The sequence below is a fragment of the Bacillus sp. AFS088145 genome (genome assembly GCF_002564465.1).
Classification (GTDB): Bacteria; Bacillota; Bacilli; order Bacillales; family Bacillaceae_G; genus Gottfriedia.
Window position 1 is genome coordinate 1 of the sequence record NZ_NUUX01000046.1, and the last position, 16,888, is coordinate 16,888.

Consider the following 16,888-nt stretch of genomic DNA (forward strand, 5'->3'; position numbering starts at 1 on the left):
AAGACGAACTGCAATTAAATTTCGAAAATCGCAAATAAAAATGGCAGATCTGCAATTAAAATTCGAGAATCGCAAATAAAAATAGCAAAACTGCAATTAAAATCCCAAGAATCGCAAATAAGGTAGAAAAATACCTATAGTGGTAAAGGTATTAAAACACAATAATTGTACTGAAGTAGCTAATTTCAAATGGAATAATAGCAAAATTGGTCTATGTTTTCTCTAGTCGGATAAAAAACGAAAAAAATTTGCTAGTTTACTATAAAAAGTAGCAGTAAAATTCATCACAAATGAATAATACTGACAAGATACCCCACCTCAACATAAAAAGGGCTTGCCCACTCGTCAATTAATCTGACTTATGGACAGCCCTCTATATTAAAAAATACTCAAGTTATATCGTGAAGCCAGTAACTCTAATAATTTATTACCGGCTATACTATTTCCTTTTTCATCAAGTGACGGTCCATAAACACCAATTCCAAATCGGCGAGGTACCGCACCCATCACACCGCCAGAAACACCACTTTTAGCAGGAATTCCAACTTTAATCGCAAACTCACCCGATGCATTGTACATCCCACAAGTAACCATAAAAGTGTTACAAATCTTTGCTACTTTTTCAGGTATAAGCTGCGCTTTAGAAATTGGATCCCAACCATCAAGTGCGAAAACAAGTCCAATTCTCGCCATTTCTAAACAGTTTACTTCGATTGAACATTGTTTTGTATATAAATCTAATAACAATTCAACATCTTCAGTAATAATTCCATGCTCTTTCATAAAGTAACAAAGCGATCTGTTCAAGTGCGCTGTTTCAAATTCAGATGTAGCAACTTCTTTCGAATAAGAAAGATCTTTATTACCTGTTAAAACCCTCATAAAGTTTAATAGTCGATTAAAGCGATCATTTATACTATGACCTTTAATCATACTTGTAACTGCCAAAGCCCCCGCATTAATCATTGGATTTAACGGCTTTCCAGCAGACCTAACTTCTAATTTTGCAATTGAATTAAACGGATCACCTGTAGGCTCCATCCCTACTCGCTCAAATACAAAATCTTCTCCACGATCCATTAAAACTAAAGCTAGCGAAATTACCTTCGAAATACTTTGCAAAGTAAAACGAATGCTCGTATTACCAGCTTCAAAATGTCGTCCATCAGGCAAAAACACAGCCAATGATAAATCCTTTTTATTTGCCTTTGCAAGAGCAGGAATATAATTGGCTACTTTTCCATACTGAATAAACTCCTTTGCTTCTTCAATAAGGACTTTCAATTCCTCCATGTTGTGAACTTCTTTTTCCTCTCGAAAACCAGTCTGCGTCATTAAATCACCTGTTTTATTTTATTTTTAAGGGAAAAGCCATTCCCAAAATCACTTTATAAGAGTATGCCTACAATAATTAAATCCCTACCTACTCTTCACGTTTTTCTTATCTACTTCTCCTACCAGATCTACCTTCATTTCTTGTTGATCTCCCGGTACTTCTTGATCTATCTGCTCTGCTTGCATTTCCTGTTCTTTCTGCTCTGCCTGCATTTCCTGATCTATCCGTTCTGCCTGCATTTCCTGGTCTATCCGTTCTGCCTGCATTTCCTGATCTATCCGCTCTGCCTGCATTTACTGGTCTTTCCGTTCTGCCTTCACTACCTGATCTTTCTGCTCTACCGGCATTACCCGTTCTTTCCGCTCTGCCTGCATTTCTCAATTTTTCTGCTCTACCAGCATTTCTCGATTTTTCTGTTCTGCCTGTATTTTCTGTTCGATCCGCTCTGCCTGAACTTTCTCCTCTTTCCATTTCTATTCTTTTAATTGAAAGATTAAGCTCTTTTTCAATTACTCTCATATCTTGAAAATCTTTTGGAGTAGCAAATGTAATTGCAATACCAGTATCTCCAGCACGTCCTGTTCTTCCAATTCGATGTACATAGCTTTCTGTATCTAATGGTATATCATAGTTGAAGACGTGAGTAACACCTTCGACATCAATTCCTCTAGCTGCTACATCTGTTGCTACAAGATATTGTATTTTAGCTTCACGGAACAATTTCATAACTTTTTCGCGCTTGCCTTGGGTTAAATCTCCGTGTAGTTCTTCAGATAAAAGACCTTTTCCTTTAAGCTGTTCATTTAATTTATTAGCTCTTCTTTTTGTTCTACAAAAAATGATTGCTAGAAACGGCTCTGCTTCTTTGATTTGATTCAATAAAGCATTAAGTTTTCCGCGATCTGTTGTTTCAATAATTAATTGTTCAATTTCATCTAGTGTAATTCTTTTAGCTTTTACTTTAATAATTTCCGGCTTTTTCATGTAACGCTTTGCAAGTGATTGGATTTGATCTGGCATTGTAGCAGAAAATAATAAGGTTTGTCTCGATATAGGAGTTTGATTGATAATATCTTCTACCTCTTGTAAAAATCCAATATGTAACATTTGGTCTGCTTCATCAAGCACTAGAAAATCAACTTTATCTAAATTTATAGTTCCTCTTCTTAAATGGTCTAAAAGTCTACCAGGTGTTGCAATGATTAAATGTGCACCACTTTTTAGTTTACGCGCTTGTTGTTCAACATCTTGTCCGCCGTACACAGCAAGTACTCCAAAATCATCACTAACAATCCTTTTAGCCTCAGCAGTTATTTGAAGGGCCAGCTCTCTTGTTGGAGCAACGACTAATGCTTGTGTATGTGGTAATTCTAAATTAATTCTTTCTAGGATTGGAAATAAGAATGCAAATGTTTTACCAGTACCTGTTTGCGCCTGTCCTATTAAATCCTTACCTTCAAATATAATTGGAATTGCCTTGTCTTGAATTGGAGTAGGCTCTGTTATGCCTAATTCAGTTAAATACTCAGTTAATTCCTCACTTAAACCTAAACTAGAAAATTTATTCATTATATTTACCTTACTTTCTATTTTCTATCATTATAAATAATAATGGTTGTTTCATATATTTACTCAAAAATTACTTATCCATTGTATCACAACGTTTATTAATCTTTTAAAATAATTCTTATATAACTTTGTCAGTAAAATCGATCAGATTTCTTCTGTATCAAGTTATTTTTCACAATTCCTTAATAAAATAATCAAAAGTTTAATGAAATAATTAATTCGGGATCAAGGAAGTATAGGTTAGTTGATTTCCACTTCAGGATGCCCGTTAAACTAAATAAACTTAGAATAACAATCACCATATACAAATTAGCCTTATAAAAATCCTATTTTTTCAACAGCATAAAAAAACGGTAAACCTCAAAAGGTTACCGTTTAACTTTTATTGATTTACTCTAATCCTAGTGCTTGTAAAACATCATCTAATGTTTTGCCCTTATACTTTGTCGCTGCTTTTGGTGAATTGTCGTTCCATGGATTTTGCATTTTGTAGTTATTAATAACATACTGCATATCCTTTGCATCAACAACACCATCATAGTTAATGTCAGCATCACGTTTATTTGTATCCCAATATGTTTGGATATAGATCGCGTCTTTTACGTCAATGACATTATCTTTATTTACATCTCCACCAGGAATATAGTCATAATTGATTGGTTTAGATCCTGCTGTCGTTTTTCCATCTTCTTTTATTCCGATTGTAAAGTCTTTAGAGAAAGTAAAGTGACCTGGCACATCAATTTTTAATGTAAACTCATCATCCGTTATCGGTAATCTCGTTCTAAATGCTGCTTGTGATAAGTTGCCAGCGTAACCTAAAGGATCAGATACACCATATTCTTTACCATTTACATCTTTCACACTAATTTTTGTACCTGTTTTATTGAAGTCAATTTGTTTAGCCATAGGTTCTCCACCGAACAACATTAGTCCTTCAGCCAGAACTTGAGCTCTCATTAATGAATACGTCGGTTGAATATAGAAATAAGGTTGGATTCCTTGTGTTGTTACCGTCGTATTATCCACATTTGTATAAACAGCACTAAAGAATCTGCTTGTACCTGTTCCATTGTAGAAGTTCATTGGTCCTTTGTAGTATAGATCTTTTGCTTTTAATGTTAAATCTACTAAAGATACATCACCAGCTATCCCAGTATTCGCTAAGTCTCCTGTTGCTGTAGCAGTGACAGTCATTTTAGTTAACGAATTATTAAACTGAGCAGTCGTATATTGAACATCTAGTTTTCCTTTAAATGCTGCATTCGGTTGTACATTGATTAAATCGAGGTACTGACTTGGGTAAAGGAAAGTGAATTCTGCCTTCTTCACATTAGTTTTCACATTTTTTGTTGAGAACGTTACAGTAGTTGATTCACCCATGTTTATACGCTGCTTATCAGAGATTGCTGTTGTATAAGCTGTTCCTTTTCTAACAAAATATGCATCAATAAAACTACCGTAGTTTCTTACAGTTGATTTAGTATAATCTGAGAAGTCGTACTCTGTAATGGCATTTACAACTGGACCAGATGTACTTAACGGTATTTCAGCGTTGAAATTCCCTTGTGAGTCTAGTGGTATACTTTTCTCTTGTGAGTTATTAGGATTATAATAAGTAAAATTATTATCACCTTGCGAAGCATTAATGCCTGCTGCTTTCATCTCGTCTATTTCTTTATCAAATACATTACCTGATACAGTAACTTTTGTGTCAGTTGGGTTGGCAGTTTCGTAAATCCCCCCAGCTTTCATATTATTCATTGTTACTTTTGCTTCTTTCACCCCATTATAAACAGGCGCATCTGCAGTGAAAGTTTCGCCCTTATCGTTTGTACCTACCATTCTAATTTTCCATAAACCTGGGTCAATCTCTTTAAGATCATATCCAATTGGATTATCCGGATCACCAGTTAATGGATAGTATTGTCCATTATTCAGAATTCCACGGAAATAATATTCAATATTCTCATCTGCTCCCATTCCGTCAGCTGAGCCTAAGAATCCGATTTCTTTGTCTGTTTTTGGATCCACAATAAAGAAATCAAAATAACGCATATGAGAATTTAATTTAAAGTTTACGCCTATTGACCATTTTGTCGCATTACTTGCCGCTTCATATGGCACTGTAAACGCAGGTGGATTACCTGTTAGGTAGTCGATCCCTTCTTTTACGGTATGAATAGCAAATGGAATTTTATATGTTTCATTAGGATCTTTTTGGTTTGTGTAGACTACATACCCTTCATAAGTTCCAAGCTTTGCTGTTTTAGGAACATTGATTGTCGCATCCATATTAGCACTGCTGTATCGTTTTACTTTTACAGATGATTTCAAATCTAATGTAACGCCATTTGCAGCAGCATCTTGGTCTGCTCTAGAATCAATTGGATTTCTAGCACTTAATGTTTGAAATTGAACCTTTACGTCATATGTCTTGTCTACAGAGCTTTTATTAAATACCGTAATGGCACGTTGATCTGATAGGTCTTTAGCCGTAACTGTTTGTTCTCCAAAACTTAATGCACCAGTAATGTTTTTAATTTGTTTAATGCCCTTACTTGCTAAAGTAGTTGCACCATTATTACTTGTATTATCTTTTACTGTTGAAGTTTTATCTTTTACTTGGATTTCAGTCTGAGTGTGAACAGCATCATATGGGTTTACACGACCTGCCCCCACTTCATACACACTGTATTTATCAGATAATGGATCTGCTGTATTCATAAGTGTTGATTTAATATCTGAAGGAGACATATCTGGATGAGCTTGTTTTAATAATGCTGCGACCCCAACGACATTAGGTGTTGCCATTGACGTTCCAGATAAACGCTCATACGCGTATTGATAGTTTCCAATTTGATCTGCCCCATGCATATAAGAAGGAACAGTAGAGAAAACAGATACACCAGGTGCCGTTACTTCAGGCTTAATATCGTATAATACACGAGATGGACCACGTGAGCTAAAAGGTGCTAATTTATCACCAACTGTCACTTGTTGTTTCATATTACTAAATGTGAAGCCAAGTGATGTACCTTTAGATGCCCCAAATAAAGGTAATTTAGCTGCTAAGGCACTTCCTTGTGCGTAACTTAGTAAAAATGCCGGAAGTAGGCCGTAACCATCTCCAAGATATACATCACCTAAAGGAACATTTGTATCATATAAAACAACAGCCTTTGCACCATGAGCTTTAGCAGTCGCAATGATTTGAGTAATACCATAGCTACCGCGTTGTGCCAAAACCACTTTTCCCTTTACATCGATTGGATCCGAGCTACCAGCAGAACCCATCCAATAACTAGGTTCACCACCATATGATACATTTACCATTTGTAAAGTTTGACCTTCAAAGTCCGCTACATCATCAGTTAAACCTTTAGCAGCTAACTTAAGATCAGCAGGCAAATCACCTGGTGAAGAATGTAGTGATCCTGTAAAACTAGGAATTGAAACAGATGTATCGCTCGCTCCAACTGTAATGGCTAAAGGTGCATTACCTGGCGCGCCAAGTGAATACATTCGATCTCCTGAATTTCCTGCTGCAACAATCGCTGTTACTCCTGCTAGGACAGCATTGTTTACAGCAATACTCGTTGGATATAATGGATCATTATAGTTTGCTCCAAGAGACATATTAATAATATCCATTCCATCTGATACGGCTTTATCGATACCTGCCAAAATAGCTGAAGAAGATCCAGAGCCATATGGTCCTAAAACACGATAAGAATAAATATCAGCTCCAGGGGCAACACCTTCTACAGCAAAATCTGCATTGTTTTTTGCTTGTCCAGCAATAATACCAGCTACATGTGTCCCATGCTCAGTATAGTATGCTTCACCGCTTGAACTTCTTTCAGGCTGGCCAGACTTCTGCCAATCCGCATATGAGGTTTCCATCGGGTCATTGTCATTATCGACGAAATCGTAACCACCTTTAAAAGCACCTTTTAGATCTGGGTGATTGTAATCAATCCCAGTATCAATAATTCCGACTTTTACACCTTTTCCTGTAAAGCCTTCTTGGTGAAGTTTTTCAACGCCCGGGAATGTAACCATCGTATGAGTTGCTGTTTGCTTAGTTGTCGTCTCCTTGATTGAAGGCGGCTCTACTTGAACTTGCATATCACTCCAGACAGCCTTTACTGCATTCGAATTAAGTAACGACTTTATTTTGTTTGCTGGTAGAGTCATAGAAACTCCATTAAATGTTTTCTTATATGATCGTTTAATTGAATATGGATTTTTCTTTGCTTTTAATTCACTGCTAAAAATTGTTTTTAAGTCTTTCTGGAATGTTTCGTGTGAAGCTTCCACCTTTTCTTTTGCAGCATCAGTTGTTAACGTTACTCCATCTGCCTCTGCTTCTAAAACTGCAGTCTGCTGTGGCTTGTCCTTAAACTCAACAATGACAGGAGTAAGCTTGTCACTTGTTTGATCGACATCAGAAGACAATTGAAGCCCCTCTTTGTCACTTAATTTCAATTGTTTAATTGCCTCGCGCTGCTGAGGTGTCAGTTGCGCTAGTACTTGTTCAATCTTTGAAGTTGCTTGTGCATGAACTTGTTGTGAAAAGGAACCTGGTGTCATTGTAGTACTGATAAGTCCTGTTGTTAATGCTAGTGTAGTAACATTTCTAAACATTTTCTTTTTCAACTACTATCCCTACTTTCTTTTCTTAATAAGTTCATTATAAAGAAACTTGATATAATTTTATTTTCTGAAAATTACGTCAAATTGTTTTTTTTTTATTTTCTTCTTAAAACCAATAGAATTGAACTATGCAAAATTGTGCGATGAGCTCTCCTTAATACCATTAATACTCAATAGTTGAATATACTTATTTATTTGATCCGAAGTCGCATGGTCCTTATATCTCCAATATATTAGAAGACATTTATTGAATCTTTCTAAGTTGCCTATTTGATTTGCTGTAAAAGCTACATCCAGTAATTCATCTAAACCATTTGGCAGCTGTAGGCTTTCACACTGATAAAAAGCATATGCATATCGAAATTCCAAATACACCTTCTGTTTTAACCATGGCTCGGCATCTATTATCAATTCTTCAATTGTATGTTGATATAAATCTAGGATTTTTTTAGCATCATCTAATCGATTCAAACGGATAAAGGCTTCAAGTACCTTTGGTAATCCAACGTATACATCCTCTCTATCTTCTAGCCAATTAAGATACTGATCTACATACTCTAGCTGTCCGTAATCTAAATAAGAAGCAAGGCGATTTCCTTTAGCTATATCAGCAAAATAATCATTTACCCCCGCATATTGTTCTGTAAGTTCTAATATTTCTTCTAATGAGCCCCCAAGACGTGCAAGTGCGAAGCTTTTATACATAAGTGCTCTTCCATAATACTCTCCGTTTTTAACCAATTTCCTTAATCTCTCGGCGTAGTAAAGTACCTCTTCCCATTGCTCGCGCCTATAATAAAAAGCTGAGATCCATAAATAGGCTTCCATTCTAACCTTCTTCGGCATGCAAAACAGATACTCCAACACATATGTCAATGCGTGCTGACCATCCTCCGTCAATCTTAAAATATAAAAACGTCTATAATAACTAATTGCCAACAGTTCTAAAACGTCCTTCGAATCACATTCAATAATAAGCTCGTACAAAAACAAAGCTTTTTCTTCTTTTCCAGCTTTAAAAAGTTCCTCTGCGACGAAAAAAATGTAATTCAAATAATCGATTTGAATCGTAACTGATTTTTCTGTTGTCATAACATGTAACAGATTTTGACAATGCTCCTCGTAACTATTAGTAAAACATTTGAATAAAAACTGTACGCTTTTACGCTTGTCCAAAATTTGTTCTTCATTAAAACACTCCTCATAAAAATATGAATAAAGAGCGCCTTCCTCCAATCCAATAGCTTCTGAAATGGCATCTAAATATTTTAATGTGAGCGAGCGTCTATGATTGAAAATACGACTTATTTCACTAATATGAATACCTGACTCCTGAGCCAAATCAGTTTTTGTCCAGCCTTTCTCTAGGCATATACATTGAATTTCTTTAAATAGAGCTGCATTCATTCTTCTCACCTACCAATTATCTTCCTATTTACTTCAGCTCTTTCCCGAGCGTTATATATGACAATTCTCTTAAAGCTATCAGATTACAATTTCATTATAACGAAACTTGATACCATTTTATTTTTCAAAAATTTTGTCAATTTGTATTAATCTTGTAGACATAATCTATTTTTAATAGACAAACGGTCGAAAAAGGCTTTCCAGATACATAATGACGTATAGAGAACCCTATTAATTTGTTAATAAAATATGAAACTACTGACACGATACGAGATGATTGCAAGAAACCTAGGCATTAAAAACTCTTCTACTGAAATACTAGAGAGATGATCCATTTCTACTTTTTAAATGATAAAAAAGGTAAGCATATGTTCTGCAAAGAATAGTTAATACAGTAAATATAAAGGAGCTGATTAAATGAATGGAGTTTTAGATATTGTTATTTTTTGTAAAGACACAAACTCTTCTAAGAACTGGTATGAAAAAGTTGGATTTGAATATTTAAGAGGAAACGATGGTATGTATTGGTTTAATGCAGGGAATGGCGAGTTAATGCTCCACCCTACTGATTCGCAATCCAATACTGATGCAGTCTTTCAATTAGTCGTAAATGAAGTCGATCCACTATTTGCAAGTGTATTGGAAAAAGAATTGATGCCATTAGATTTCTCAAATGGTGAAAAAGTCATCACAGAACCTACTGTTCAACCATGGGGCTATAAGGAGTTTTGCTTAAGAGATCCAGACGGTTATATATGGGCATTTGTTCAAAAATCATAATTAATTAAAGTAAGAAAATCCACAGGATAATTCATTTTCCATGTGGATTTTCTTTGTTTTTTTTAGTTTTACATTCAAATTATCAACAAACTGCAAATTCCAAATTAACGATATTACTTTGAAATATTCACTTCTTTTTTTAAAAGCCTACCTTGCTTTCTATACATAGAAAACGTTGACCAATTTGCAATGAATACACCGGATAATATTAGTATGCCACCAATTGCCATAATTGGTTTAATCGGTTCGTCCATTACGAAATAACCTAAGACACTTGCAATTAATGGTGATACATAGAGCCAAGTTGAGGGGAAGACCGGGTTCGTTTTAGATAATAACCAACTGTATAGTCCGTGTCCCCCTATTGAACCTATAAATACAAGATACAAAATTGGCCACACGGCGTCCCAAGAACTTAAACTTTCGATTTTCGGTTTTTCTAATAAAAAAGAAACTAATAATAGAAATATTCCACCATATAACATTTGAAAAGCATTGATTAAAAATGGTGATACAGTACTGTATTCTGTTAATATTTCTTTTGAGGAGATCGATCCAAATCCGTAAAAAGCTTCTCCAAATAATACTGCGATACAAGCAGCAACCCATAAGTAAGAAACATGCTGACTTATCCCAGGTAAACAGACAAAAATTACACCTGCAAAAGCCATTAATAACGCTATTAACTGTTTACGCTCAATTCCCTTTTTATTTCTCCTTAATTGGAAAAGTAAAATCATCATTGGACCAGTTGCAGACAAAACTGCGGCTAACCCTGATGTTATATACTGCTCTGCCCAATATAATGTTGAAAATGTCATAAAAGTTAAGCAGAATCCAATATACATAATTCGCTTTGAAAAAATAAATTTCTTCACATTTACCCCTTTAAGAAGAAAATATAAAATGACAATCAGTCCCGCTAATGTAAATCGAATGCCGGCTGAAAATAATGGCGAAACGCCTGACTCAATTCCGAATTTTATTGCTAGAAAAGTTGTACCGAAAATAATACAAATAAAAATATAATTTATAATGATCATCTCATCACCCCTTTGATAAAAGTATTATATTAAAGTCGGAGTATAACAGTATAATAGAGCATATAACAGTTAGCTTTTTTTCCATTGACGATTGATCTTTTTTTAATTAATTTAAAACTAAAAAACTAGTGGTGATCTATGAAAATTCAAATCCATAAAAAATCAACAGTTCCGATTTATCTCCAAGTAAGCACTCAAATTGCAGGTAGCATTCAAAGTGGTCTACTTTTGCCTAACGAAAAATTACCATCTTTACGGATATTGGCAGAGGAACTTTCAATAAGCGTTTTAACTGTTAGAAAGGCTTATAAATGGTTAGAGTCTAACGGCTATGTCACGGTGGTGCCAGGTAAAGGAGTATTTATTAGTAAGAAAGTAAAAAAAACATCACCAGTTGATCAAAGTAATAACTGGCAACAGACTTTAGGAATTAATATTGTAAGATCCCAATACTTAATAAATAGAGAACAGTTAAAATATGATTTTTCAAAGGCAGTTGTATATCCACGTCTACTTCCTAATAAATTTTTAGCGGATGAAATGCAAAAACTTTTAAGAGAAGATGCGTCTATATTAACAACCTACGGACCTATTCAAGGAGATATTGAATTAAGAACGGAAATTATTAAACATTTATATGAATTTCAAAAAATACGAGCTAAAGCTGAAAATCTAATTATTACAAGCGGGGTTCAGCAAGGAATTGACTTAGTAGCACAAGCACTATTAAAACCTGGGGATTCAATTATAGTCGAGAGTCCGTGCTATGGTGGTGCACTTGATATTTTTATAAATAAGGGGATTCATATAATACCTGTCGAGATGGATGAAGAGGGAATTCGATCAGACTTAATTGAAGATATGTGCATTAAATTTACACCAAAATTAATTTATGTTAACCCTACCTTTCAAAACCCAACTGGAATCTCAATGAGTAATGGTCGTAGAAAAGAATTAATTGAACTTGCACAACAGTATCATTTTTTTATTCTTGAAGACGATTCATTTAGTGATATTTATTTCGAAAAAGCATTTCAATATTACCCAATTAAGTATTATGATCAATCAGACCACGTCATCTACATTAAAGGATTTAGTAAAACTTTAGCTCCCGGAGTTAGAATTGCTGCAATGCTAGCAAATGGACCGGTTCTGGAATGGCTACTTGCGGTAAAAGCTTCAATGGATGTGGGTAGCCCTTTACTAACACAAAAAGCGATTTTACCATTTCTACGAACCGATCGAATGCGAAGTCACGTTGAAAAGCTACGAATCGCACTACAAATTCGGCGTGATACAAGTGTTGAAATACTTTCATCTCTTAATGATCAATTAAATTTTCGGATACCTGATGGCGGCTTTAATTTGTGGCTTACATTTAATACATCAAATCTAGATATTTTTAATTTATTAAGAAAAGCTAATCACGAAAATATCTCATTCTTACCTGGTGTAGCTTGTTTTAATAACAGTACAGATATTTCTTCATTTCGAATTAGTTACTCACTAGTTAGCGAAAATGATTTAACCGAGGGGTTAGAGAAACTACGCAATATAATTAAACAAATATAAAACTATCGTAAAGGAAGGCCTTTAGGACAAGATGCTTAATTTCAACTTATTACCACTCGTCATAACCATGCCAGCAATGTTAATCGGAGTACTTGCCATGATCAATAGCCAAGTGTCCCCGTCCATTTACGGTCAAAATCTTTTAATTGCTTTTGTAGGAGGAATCATCTCCTTTTTAGTTCTGTGTAGAGATCAGAAACCCACTAAGAAAAAGACAAATATCATTGTCATTATATGCATACTCATATTATTTTTACTTACCTTTTTGGACAAAGGATTACACGGTGTACATCGCTGGATAGCAATTGGTCCATTAAGATTTAATATCGCTTTAGTTTTAGTTCCGTTATTAATAATTCAACTATCAAGCTTAATGAAATCAAAACCATTTTGGCTTAATTTTGGTTTTGCATCATTCTTTACAGTATTATTACTTTTTCAACCAGACGCATCCCAACTAACAGCTTTTACGATCGGTATCTCATTTCTATTACTAAATATAAAAAAGAATAAAAGCGTTCAAATACTACCATTTATTGTTTTTATACTTTTAATTATCTATAGCTGGTCTCACTTAGATCAACTTGCCCCAGTATCTTATGTAGAAGACATTTTAAGTTTAGTAAAGGAAATGGGAGTCGGATGGCTAATCTTAGCGGTAATCTCACTTTTTATTTTATTAATGCCATTTTTCTTATTTCCGCCAAACAGTGCAAAACCATTATCATTTAGTCTAGGGATCTATTTTTCGATTAGTATTCTTTCAAGCTTTTTTGGAAACTTCCCGGTACCGATTATGGGCTATGGAACATCGCCTTTTATCGGTTACTTAATTGCTATTTGTTGGTATGTATATAATAAAAAATGAACCATTAAAATGGTTCATTTTTAGACTGTTGTAAATGAGCTTGGGCTGTTTTACTTCCTCATGGGCCTGTTATGAGGAAGTTCTTTTAATATTTCCGCTGTTTTACTTCCTCATAAACCTTTCATGAGGAAGTTCTTTTCATTTTTTAGCTGTTTTACTTCCCCATGAACCTGTCATGAGGAAGTTCTTTTCATTTTTTGGCTGTTTTACTTCCTCATGGGCCTGTTATGAGGAAGTTCTTTTCATTTTTTGGCTGTTTTACTTCCTCATGAACCTGTTATGAGGAAGTTCTTTTCATTTTTTGGCTATTTTACTTCCTCATGAACCTATTATGAGGAAGTTCTTTTCATTTTTTGGCTGTTTTACTTCCTCATGAACCCGTCATGAGAAAAACTGAACCATTAAAATGGTTCAGTTTTTCTCACCAATGAGATGGTCTTTTAAGTGTTGCTGGTATTCTAGTGTGATAATCTCCCTTGGCTGAGTTAATTTGAGCTTGAGTAAGAAAAATACTTCCTGTAAGGTCCGCACCACTCAAATTAGCATCACGTAAGTCTGCACCGATTAGATCAGAACCTCTTAAATCGGCTCCCTTTAAATCTGCAGCTATTAGGTAGGCCCCTCTTAAGTTTGCTCCGATAAAATTCGCATCCTTTAATTTAGCACCAATAAAGTCTAAAGCTCTACCGGTAGCTTTTTGACGCTTCTTATTGTTTTTAAATTTTTTCGAAGCCACGGTCCTTGCTTGCTCACTAGCACGTAAAAGTAAAGAGTTAACTTCTGCACGGTGAGCTGTGATATCTAAGTTTTGGATTAGTTTAGGGTCCATAAGTGTTAATTTTTCAGTTTCTTCTAAAACTGTTTTGATTTCATTATGAATCTCACTTGCAGCACTAATCGTCAAACTTTCATTTAAATACCAAAGCATTTCATGCAGTTGCTTCATAATCGGAAATACTTCATACATCTCAAAAGCCAATTCTGGATTTTGTCGCCAGTCTTTTCCATTAAAGGTTACTTGTGATACTTTTTGTCCCGCTCCAAAGCAATCAAAAACAGTACAGCCTTTGAAACCTAACTCTCTTAAATTCTTGTGAACTCCGCAACGAAAGTCTGATTGTAAATTATGACAAGGTTTACCTGCAATTTTATCATTAGCAAAATCAGCTGAGGCAGCAAAAGGTAATGCGACACAGCATAGTCCAAAGCAACTCTCACAGTCCGCTTTTAGATTTTTATAACGCTCGTTTACTAATCCTATATTTTCAATTTTACTAGCCACTCCCTGCGCCCCCTTCCCTAAACGAATAATATTATTTATCGTAACATCGTAATTTTTTTTGGTCAAACTTAGTAATTACAGCTTATTAAGTGCAACACTCAACATTCATAAGGCAGTGTTCACTCTTCATTTTTTAGCAATAAAAAACAGATAATCATATAAAATTATCTGTTTTAGTGTACTTTATTTAATTGTTACATCTTTTAAGAATGGAACAAAGTTAATCCAGGTTTGACCTGGTGAAAGTTTTATTTCAGTTCCATCTAGTGTAAACGGAATGATTCGACCATCTACATTCTTCCATTGTATATTCATATACTTTCCATCAACAATATAATATCCTTTCCCTCCATGTTCGATATCAATTGAACGGCGACCATAACTATCAATAATTTTATGAGTCGCTTCTACGACTAAAATATTTTTAATTTGAAGCTCTTTTCCGTTCAAAGCATCCTTTGCTACAATTCCATTTTGAACCCGCTGAAATTGTTTAGTTGAATTCGAATATTTGTAAGTCACATTATTTTTTGCATCATGAGAATATTTTATAAATACTTCACCAGCATTTTTCCAAGAGTTATCAAATACTAAGTCTTTCTGCGTAAAATCTAATGGATTAACTTTTTCTGAATAAGAGTAATGCCTTTGAACAACTCCTTTTTCAATACCCTCTTTCAAAATATACGAATTGTGAGGTGCTTTTCTCGTTTTATCTCTTTTAAATAACGTACCGTCGTAGATCAGTCCGTTTAATGCATCAATCATTCCCGAATCCATCATTTGTTTCGCTTTAGGACTATTTCCGTGACATATAAATAATGCATGATAACCATTTGCCAAATTGATGTAATAATCTCTCGCACTTCTTACAGGACCTATTTTTTCAGGTATATTGCTTTGAAAAATAGCTAGAAATCTTGTAATATCTCCTTCTGCTAAAATTTCATAAACAACATCAGCATTACTTAATCCACTTTGAGGTCTAGCTAAATAATAATTATTTACCATAACTGCTACAGGTCTTTGTTCACTAGCCTGACTTATTGGCAATCCACTTAAAGGAGCATAAATCGTATCAATTTCTCCTTTATCAATTACATGTTCATTCGAAGGATTTTTATCATCATTTTTAACTGTTTTTACAGACTTTTCGTCATGCTTACATCCTACTAGAAGCAAACTTATCACAATTATTGATAAAATTTTCTTATGCATTGGCTCCCTCACAATCTGTTATTTTCTTAAATTGTATTAAATAACTTTTAAAATAGAAAGTATTTGTTAGAATTTTTCAATAATTAAACGCCCATCTTATATTGAAGTTATTCCTAAATATATGAACTTGTATTGTTAAATAATCAGCTTAAAATTGTTCTTATTTTATTTAATCTTAAATATTTATAAAGATAAGAATGATTAGAGGAGTTGAAGCTATATGATTGTAGTTCATTATATCGAGAAAAACGTTGAACTATTAAACCAACTACTCAAAAATGTCCCCTCTGAAGGAGATGCTATTTTCATTAAAGGTCGAAAAGGTAAAGTATTAAGTGTTAATCAAATAAATGATAAACATGTACATGTAATTGTAGAACTAGAAGTTATAAAGAAAGTACAGGTTTTAGCAAAAGATGATAAAAAAAGAAGAAGATAAATTACTAAAACTTAATGGGAGATTATTCCCATTATTTTTTTTGAATTTCTGTCTAGTTTTACAGTTTCACAATTCATTTTTCCACTTAAAACTATGAACTATACTGTCTAAATGGAATGTATTCTTTTTTCAAACTGTACTAATCATGATAAACTAGAAAAAGTTTTAGTAAATCAAAGTAATAAGGAGTTTTATTATGGAAATTAAGAATATCCATCATGTCGCTATCATTTGTTCTAATTATGAATTGTCTAAGAACTTTTACATAAATTTATTAGGGTGTAAGGTAATTAAGGAAACCTATCGAGAGGAGCGAGACTCTTATAAATTGGACTTAAGTATTGGAAAAAATGGACAAATTGAGCTATTTTCATTTCCTAATCCACCGAAGCGACTTACAAATCCAGAAGCAGTTGGGTTACGCCATTTAGCTTTTACTGTAACTGATATAGAAGAAAGTATTCAATACTTAAAACAAAATGCTGTCTTTGTAGAACCAATTAGAATTGACGAGTTAACGAATAAAAAATTTACATTTTTCCAGGATCCTGATGGCTTACCATTAGAATTGTATGAAGAATAGAAAAAACAAAACCCAATCTTAATGAAAGATTGGGTTTTCAGTTGATGAAAAACAATATTGTCACTTAATTATCAAATTTTCGTAAAAGGAGTAAAATGAAGTTGATTTCCATTACAGGATGCTCGCTTTCCA

12 protein-coding genes are annotated in these 16,888 nt (G+C 34.1%); 5 read left to right on the forward strand and 7 right to left on the reverse strand.

Going from position 1 to position 16,888, the window contains the following annotated elements; all coding sequences use genetic code 11:
- Window positions 1-378: 378 nt before the first annotated feature.
- The 4 genes from glsA to COI44_RS22230 all read right to left on the reverse strand — a co-directional run bounded on the left by glsA (window position 379) and on the right by COI44_RS22230 (window position 8,971).
- Complete coding sequence (gene glsA, locus COI44_RS22215) at window positions 379-1,335, reverse strand: glutaminase A (RefSeq protein ID WP_098429832.1); 957 nt, start codon at window positions 1,333-1,335, stop codon at window positions 379-381.
- Window positions 1,336-1,441: 106 nt separating this feature from the next.
- A complete protein-coding gene (locus COI44_RS22220) occupies window positions 1,442-2,905 on the reverse strand; it encodes a DEAD/DEAH box helicase (protein ID WP_098429833.1) in 1,464 nt (487 codons plus the stop codon).
- A 390-nt stretch (window positions 2,906-3,295) separates the two neighbouring features.
- Window positions 3,296-7,567 carry a S8 family serine peptidase gene (locus COI44_RS22225; RefSeq protein WP_098429834.1) on the reverse strand — a complete coding sequence of 1,424 codons (4,272 nt, stop codon included), beginning with the start codon at window positions 7,565-7,567 and terminating at the stop codon, window positions 3,296-3,298.
- Window positions 7,568-7,690: 123 nt separating this feature from the next.
- Complete coding sequence (locus COI44_RS22230; protein ID WP_098429835.1) at window positions 7,691-8,971, reverse strand: helix-turn-helix domain-containing protein; 1,281 nt, start codon at window positions 8,969-8,971, stop codon at window positions 7,691-7,693.
- Between the two features lie 417 nt (window positions 8,972-9,388).
- On the opposite strand from COI44_RS22230, the gene COI44_RS22235 reads away from it, so the two are divergent.
- The gene (locus tag COI44_RS22235; RefSeq protein ID WP_098429836.1) at window positions 9,389-9,751 is read left to right on the forward strand and encodes a VOC family protein; all 363 of its coding nucleotides are present in this window, start codon (window positions 9,389-9,391) and stop codon (window positions 9,749-9,751) included.
- Window positions 9,752-9,864: 113 nt separating this feature from the next.
- On the opposite strand, the gene COI44_RS22240 is transcribed toward COI44_RS22235, so the two are convergent.
- Window positions 9,865-10,794, reverse strand: a complete 930-nt coding sequence (locus COI44_RS22240; RefSeq protein ID WP_098429837.1) for a DMT family transporter — start codon at window positions 10,792-10,794, stop codon at window positions 9,865-9,867.
- Between the two features lie 138 nt (window positions 10,795-10,932).
- Here COI44_RS22240 and pdxR point away from each other — a divergent pair, with 138 nt between their 5' ends.
- Window positions 10,933-12,366 carry a MocR-like pyridoxine biosynthesis transcription factor PdxR gene (gene pdxR, locus COI44_RS22245; RefSeq protein ID WP_098429838.1) on the forward strand — a complete coding sequence of 478 codons (1,434 nt, stop codon included), beginning with the start codon at window positions 10,933-10,935 and terminating at the stop codon, window positions 12,364-12,366.
- 31 nt (window positions 12,367-12,397) lie between these two features.
- Window positions 12,398-13,234: an FtsW/RodA/SpoVE family cell cycle protein gene (locus COI44_RS22250; RefSeq protein WP_098429839.1), complete on the forward strand. Its 837-nt coding sequence runs from the start codon at window positions 12,398-12,400 to the stop codon at window positions 13,232-13,234.
- Window positions 13,235-13,655: 421 nt separating this feature from the next.
- On the opposite strand, the gene COI44_RS22255 is transcribed toward COI44_RS22250, so the two are convergent.
- Window positions 13,656-14,516, reverse strand: coding sequence for a pentapeptide repeat-containing protein (locus COI44_RS22255; RefSeq protein ID WP_098429840.1), 861 nt, complete (start codon window positions 14,514-14,516; stop codon window positions 13,656-13,658).
- Window positions 14,517-14,699: 183 nt separating this feature from the next.
- Window positions 14,700-15,734 carry a DUF3048 domain-containing protein gene (locus COI44_RS22260; protein WP_098429841.1) on the reverse strand — a complete coding sequence of 345 codons (1,035 nt, stop codon included), beginning with the start codon at window positions 15,732-15,734 and terminating at the stop codon, window positions 14,700-14,702.
- Between the two features lie 220 nt (window positions 15,735-15,954).
- Here COI44_RS22260 and COI44_RS22265 point away from each other — a divergent pair, with 220 nt between their 5' ends.
- Both COI44_RS22265 and gloA2 read left to right on the forward strand, forming a co-directional pair.
- Entirely contained in the window at window positions 15,955-16,173 is a 219-nt protein-coding gene (locus tag COI44_RS22265; protein ID WP_088014064.1) for a hypothetical protein, read from the forward strand.
- Between the two features lie 196 nt (window positions 16,174-16,369).
- On the forward strand, window positions 16,370-16,756 hold the full coding sequence (gene gloA2 / locus COI44_RS22270; RefSeq protein WP_098429842.1) for an SMU1112c/YaeR family gloxylase I-like metalloprotein: 387 nt from the start codon (window positions 16,370-16,372) through the stop codon (window positions 16,754-16,756).
- Window positions 16,757-16,888: the final 132 nt, after the last annotated feature.

Bases quoted from the DNA above. Each gene is read 5' to 3' on its own strand.
- COI44_RS22250 (WP_098429839.1), top strand. From the start codon at position 12,398: ATGCTTAATTTCAACTTATTACCACTCGTCATAACCATGCCAGCAATG.
- gloA2 (WP_098429842.1), top strand. From the start codon at position 16,370: ATGGAAATTAAGAATATCCATCATGTCGCTATCATTTGTTCTAATTAT.
- COI44_RS22260 (WP_098429841.1), bottom strand. From the start codon at position 15,734: ATGCATAAGAAAATTTTATCAATAATTGTGATAAGTTTGCTTCTAGTA.
- COI44_RS22265 (WP_088014064.1), top strand. From the start codon at position 15,955: ATGATTGTAGTTCATTATATCGAGAAAAACGTTGAACTATTAAACCAA.
- COI44_RS22230 (WP_098429835.1), bottom strand. From the start codon at position 8,971: ATGAATGCAGCTCTATTTAAAGAAATTCAATGTATATGCCTAGAGAAA.
- COI44_RS22220 (WP_098429833.1), bottom strand. From the start codon at position 2,905: ATGAATAAATTTTCTAGTTTAGGTTTAAGTGAGGAATTAACTGAGTAT.
- glsA (WP_098429832.1), bottom strand. From the start codon at position 1,335: ATGACGCAGACTGGTTTTCGAGAGGAAAAAGAAGTTCACAACATGGAG.
- COI44_RS22235 (WP_098429836.1), top strand. From the start codon at position 9,389: ATGAATGGAGTTTTAGATATTGTTATTTTTTGTAAAGACACAAACTCT.
- pdxR (WP_098429838.1), top strand. From the start codon at position 10,933: ATGAAAATTCAAATCCATAAAAAATCAACAGTTCCGATTTATCTCCAA.
- COI44_RS22240 (WP_098429837.1), bottom strand. From the start codon at position 10,794: ATGATCATTATAAATTATATTTTTATTTGTATTATTTTCGGTACAACT.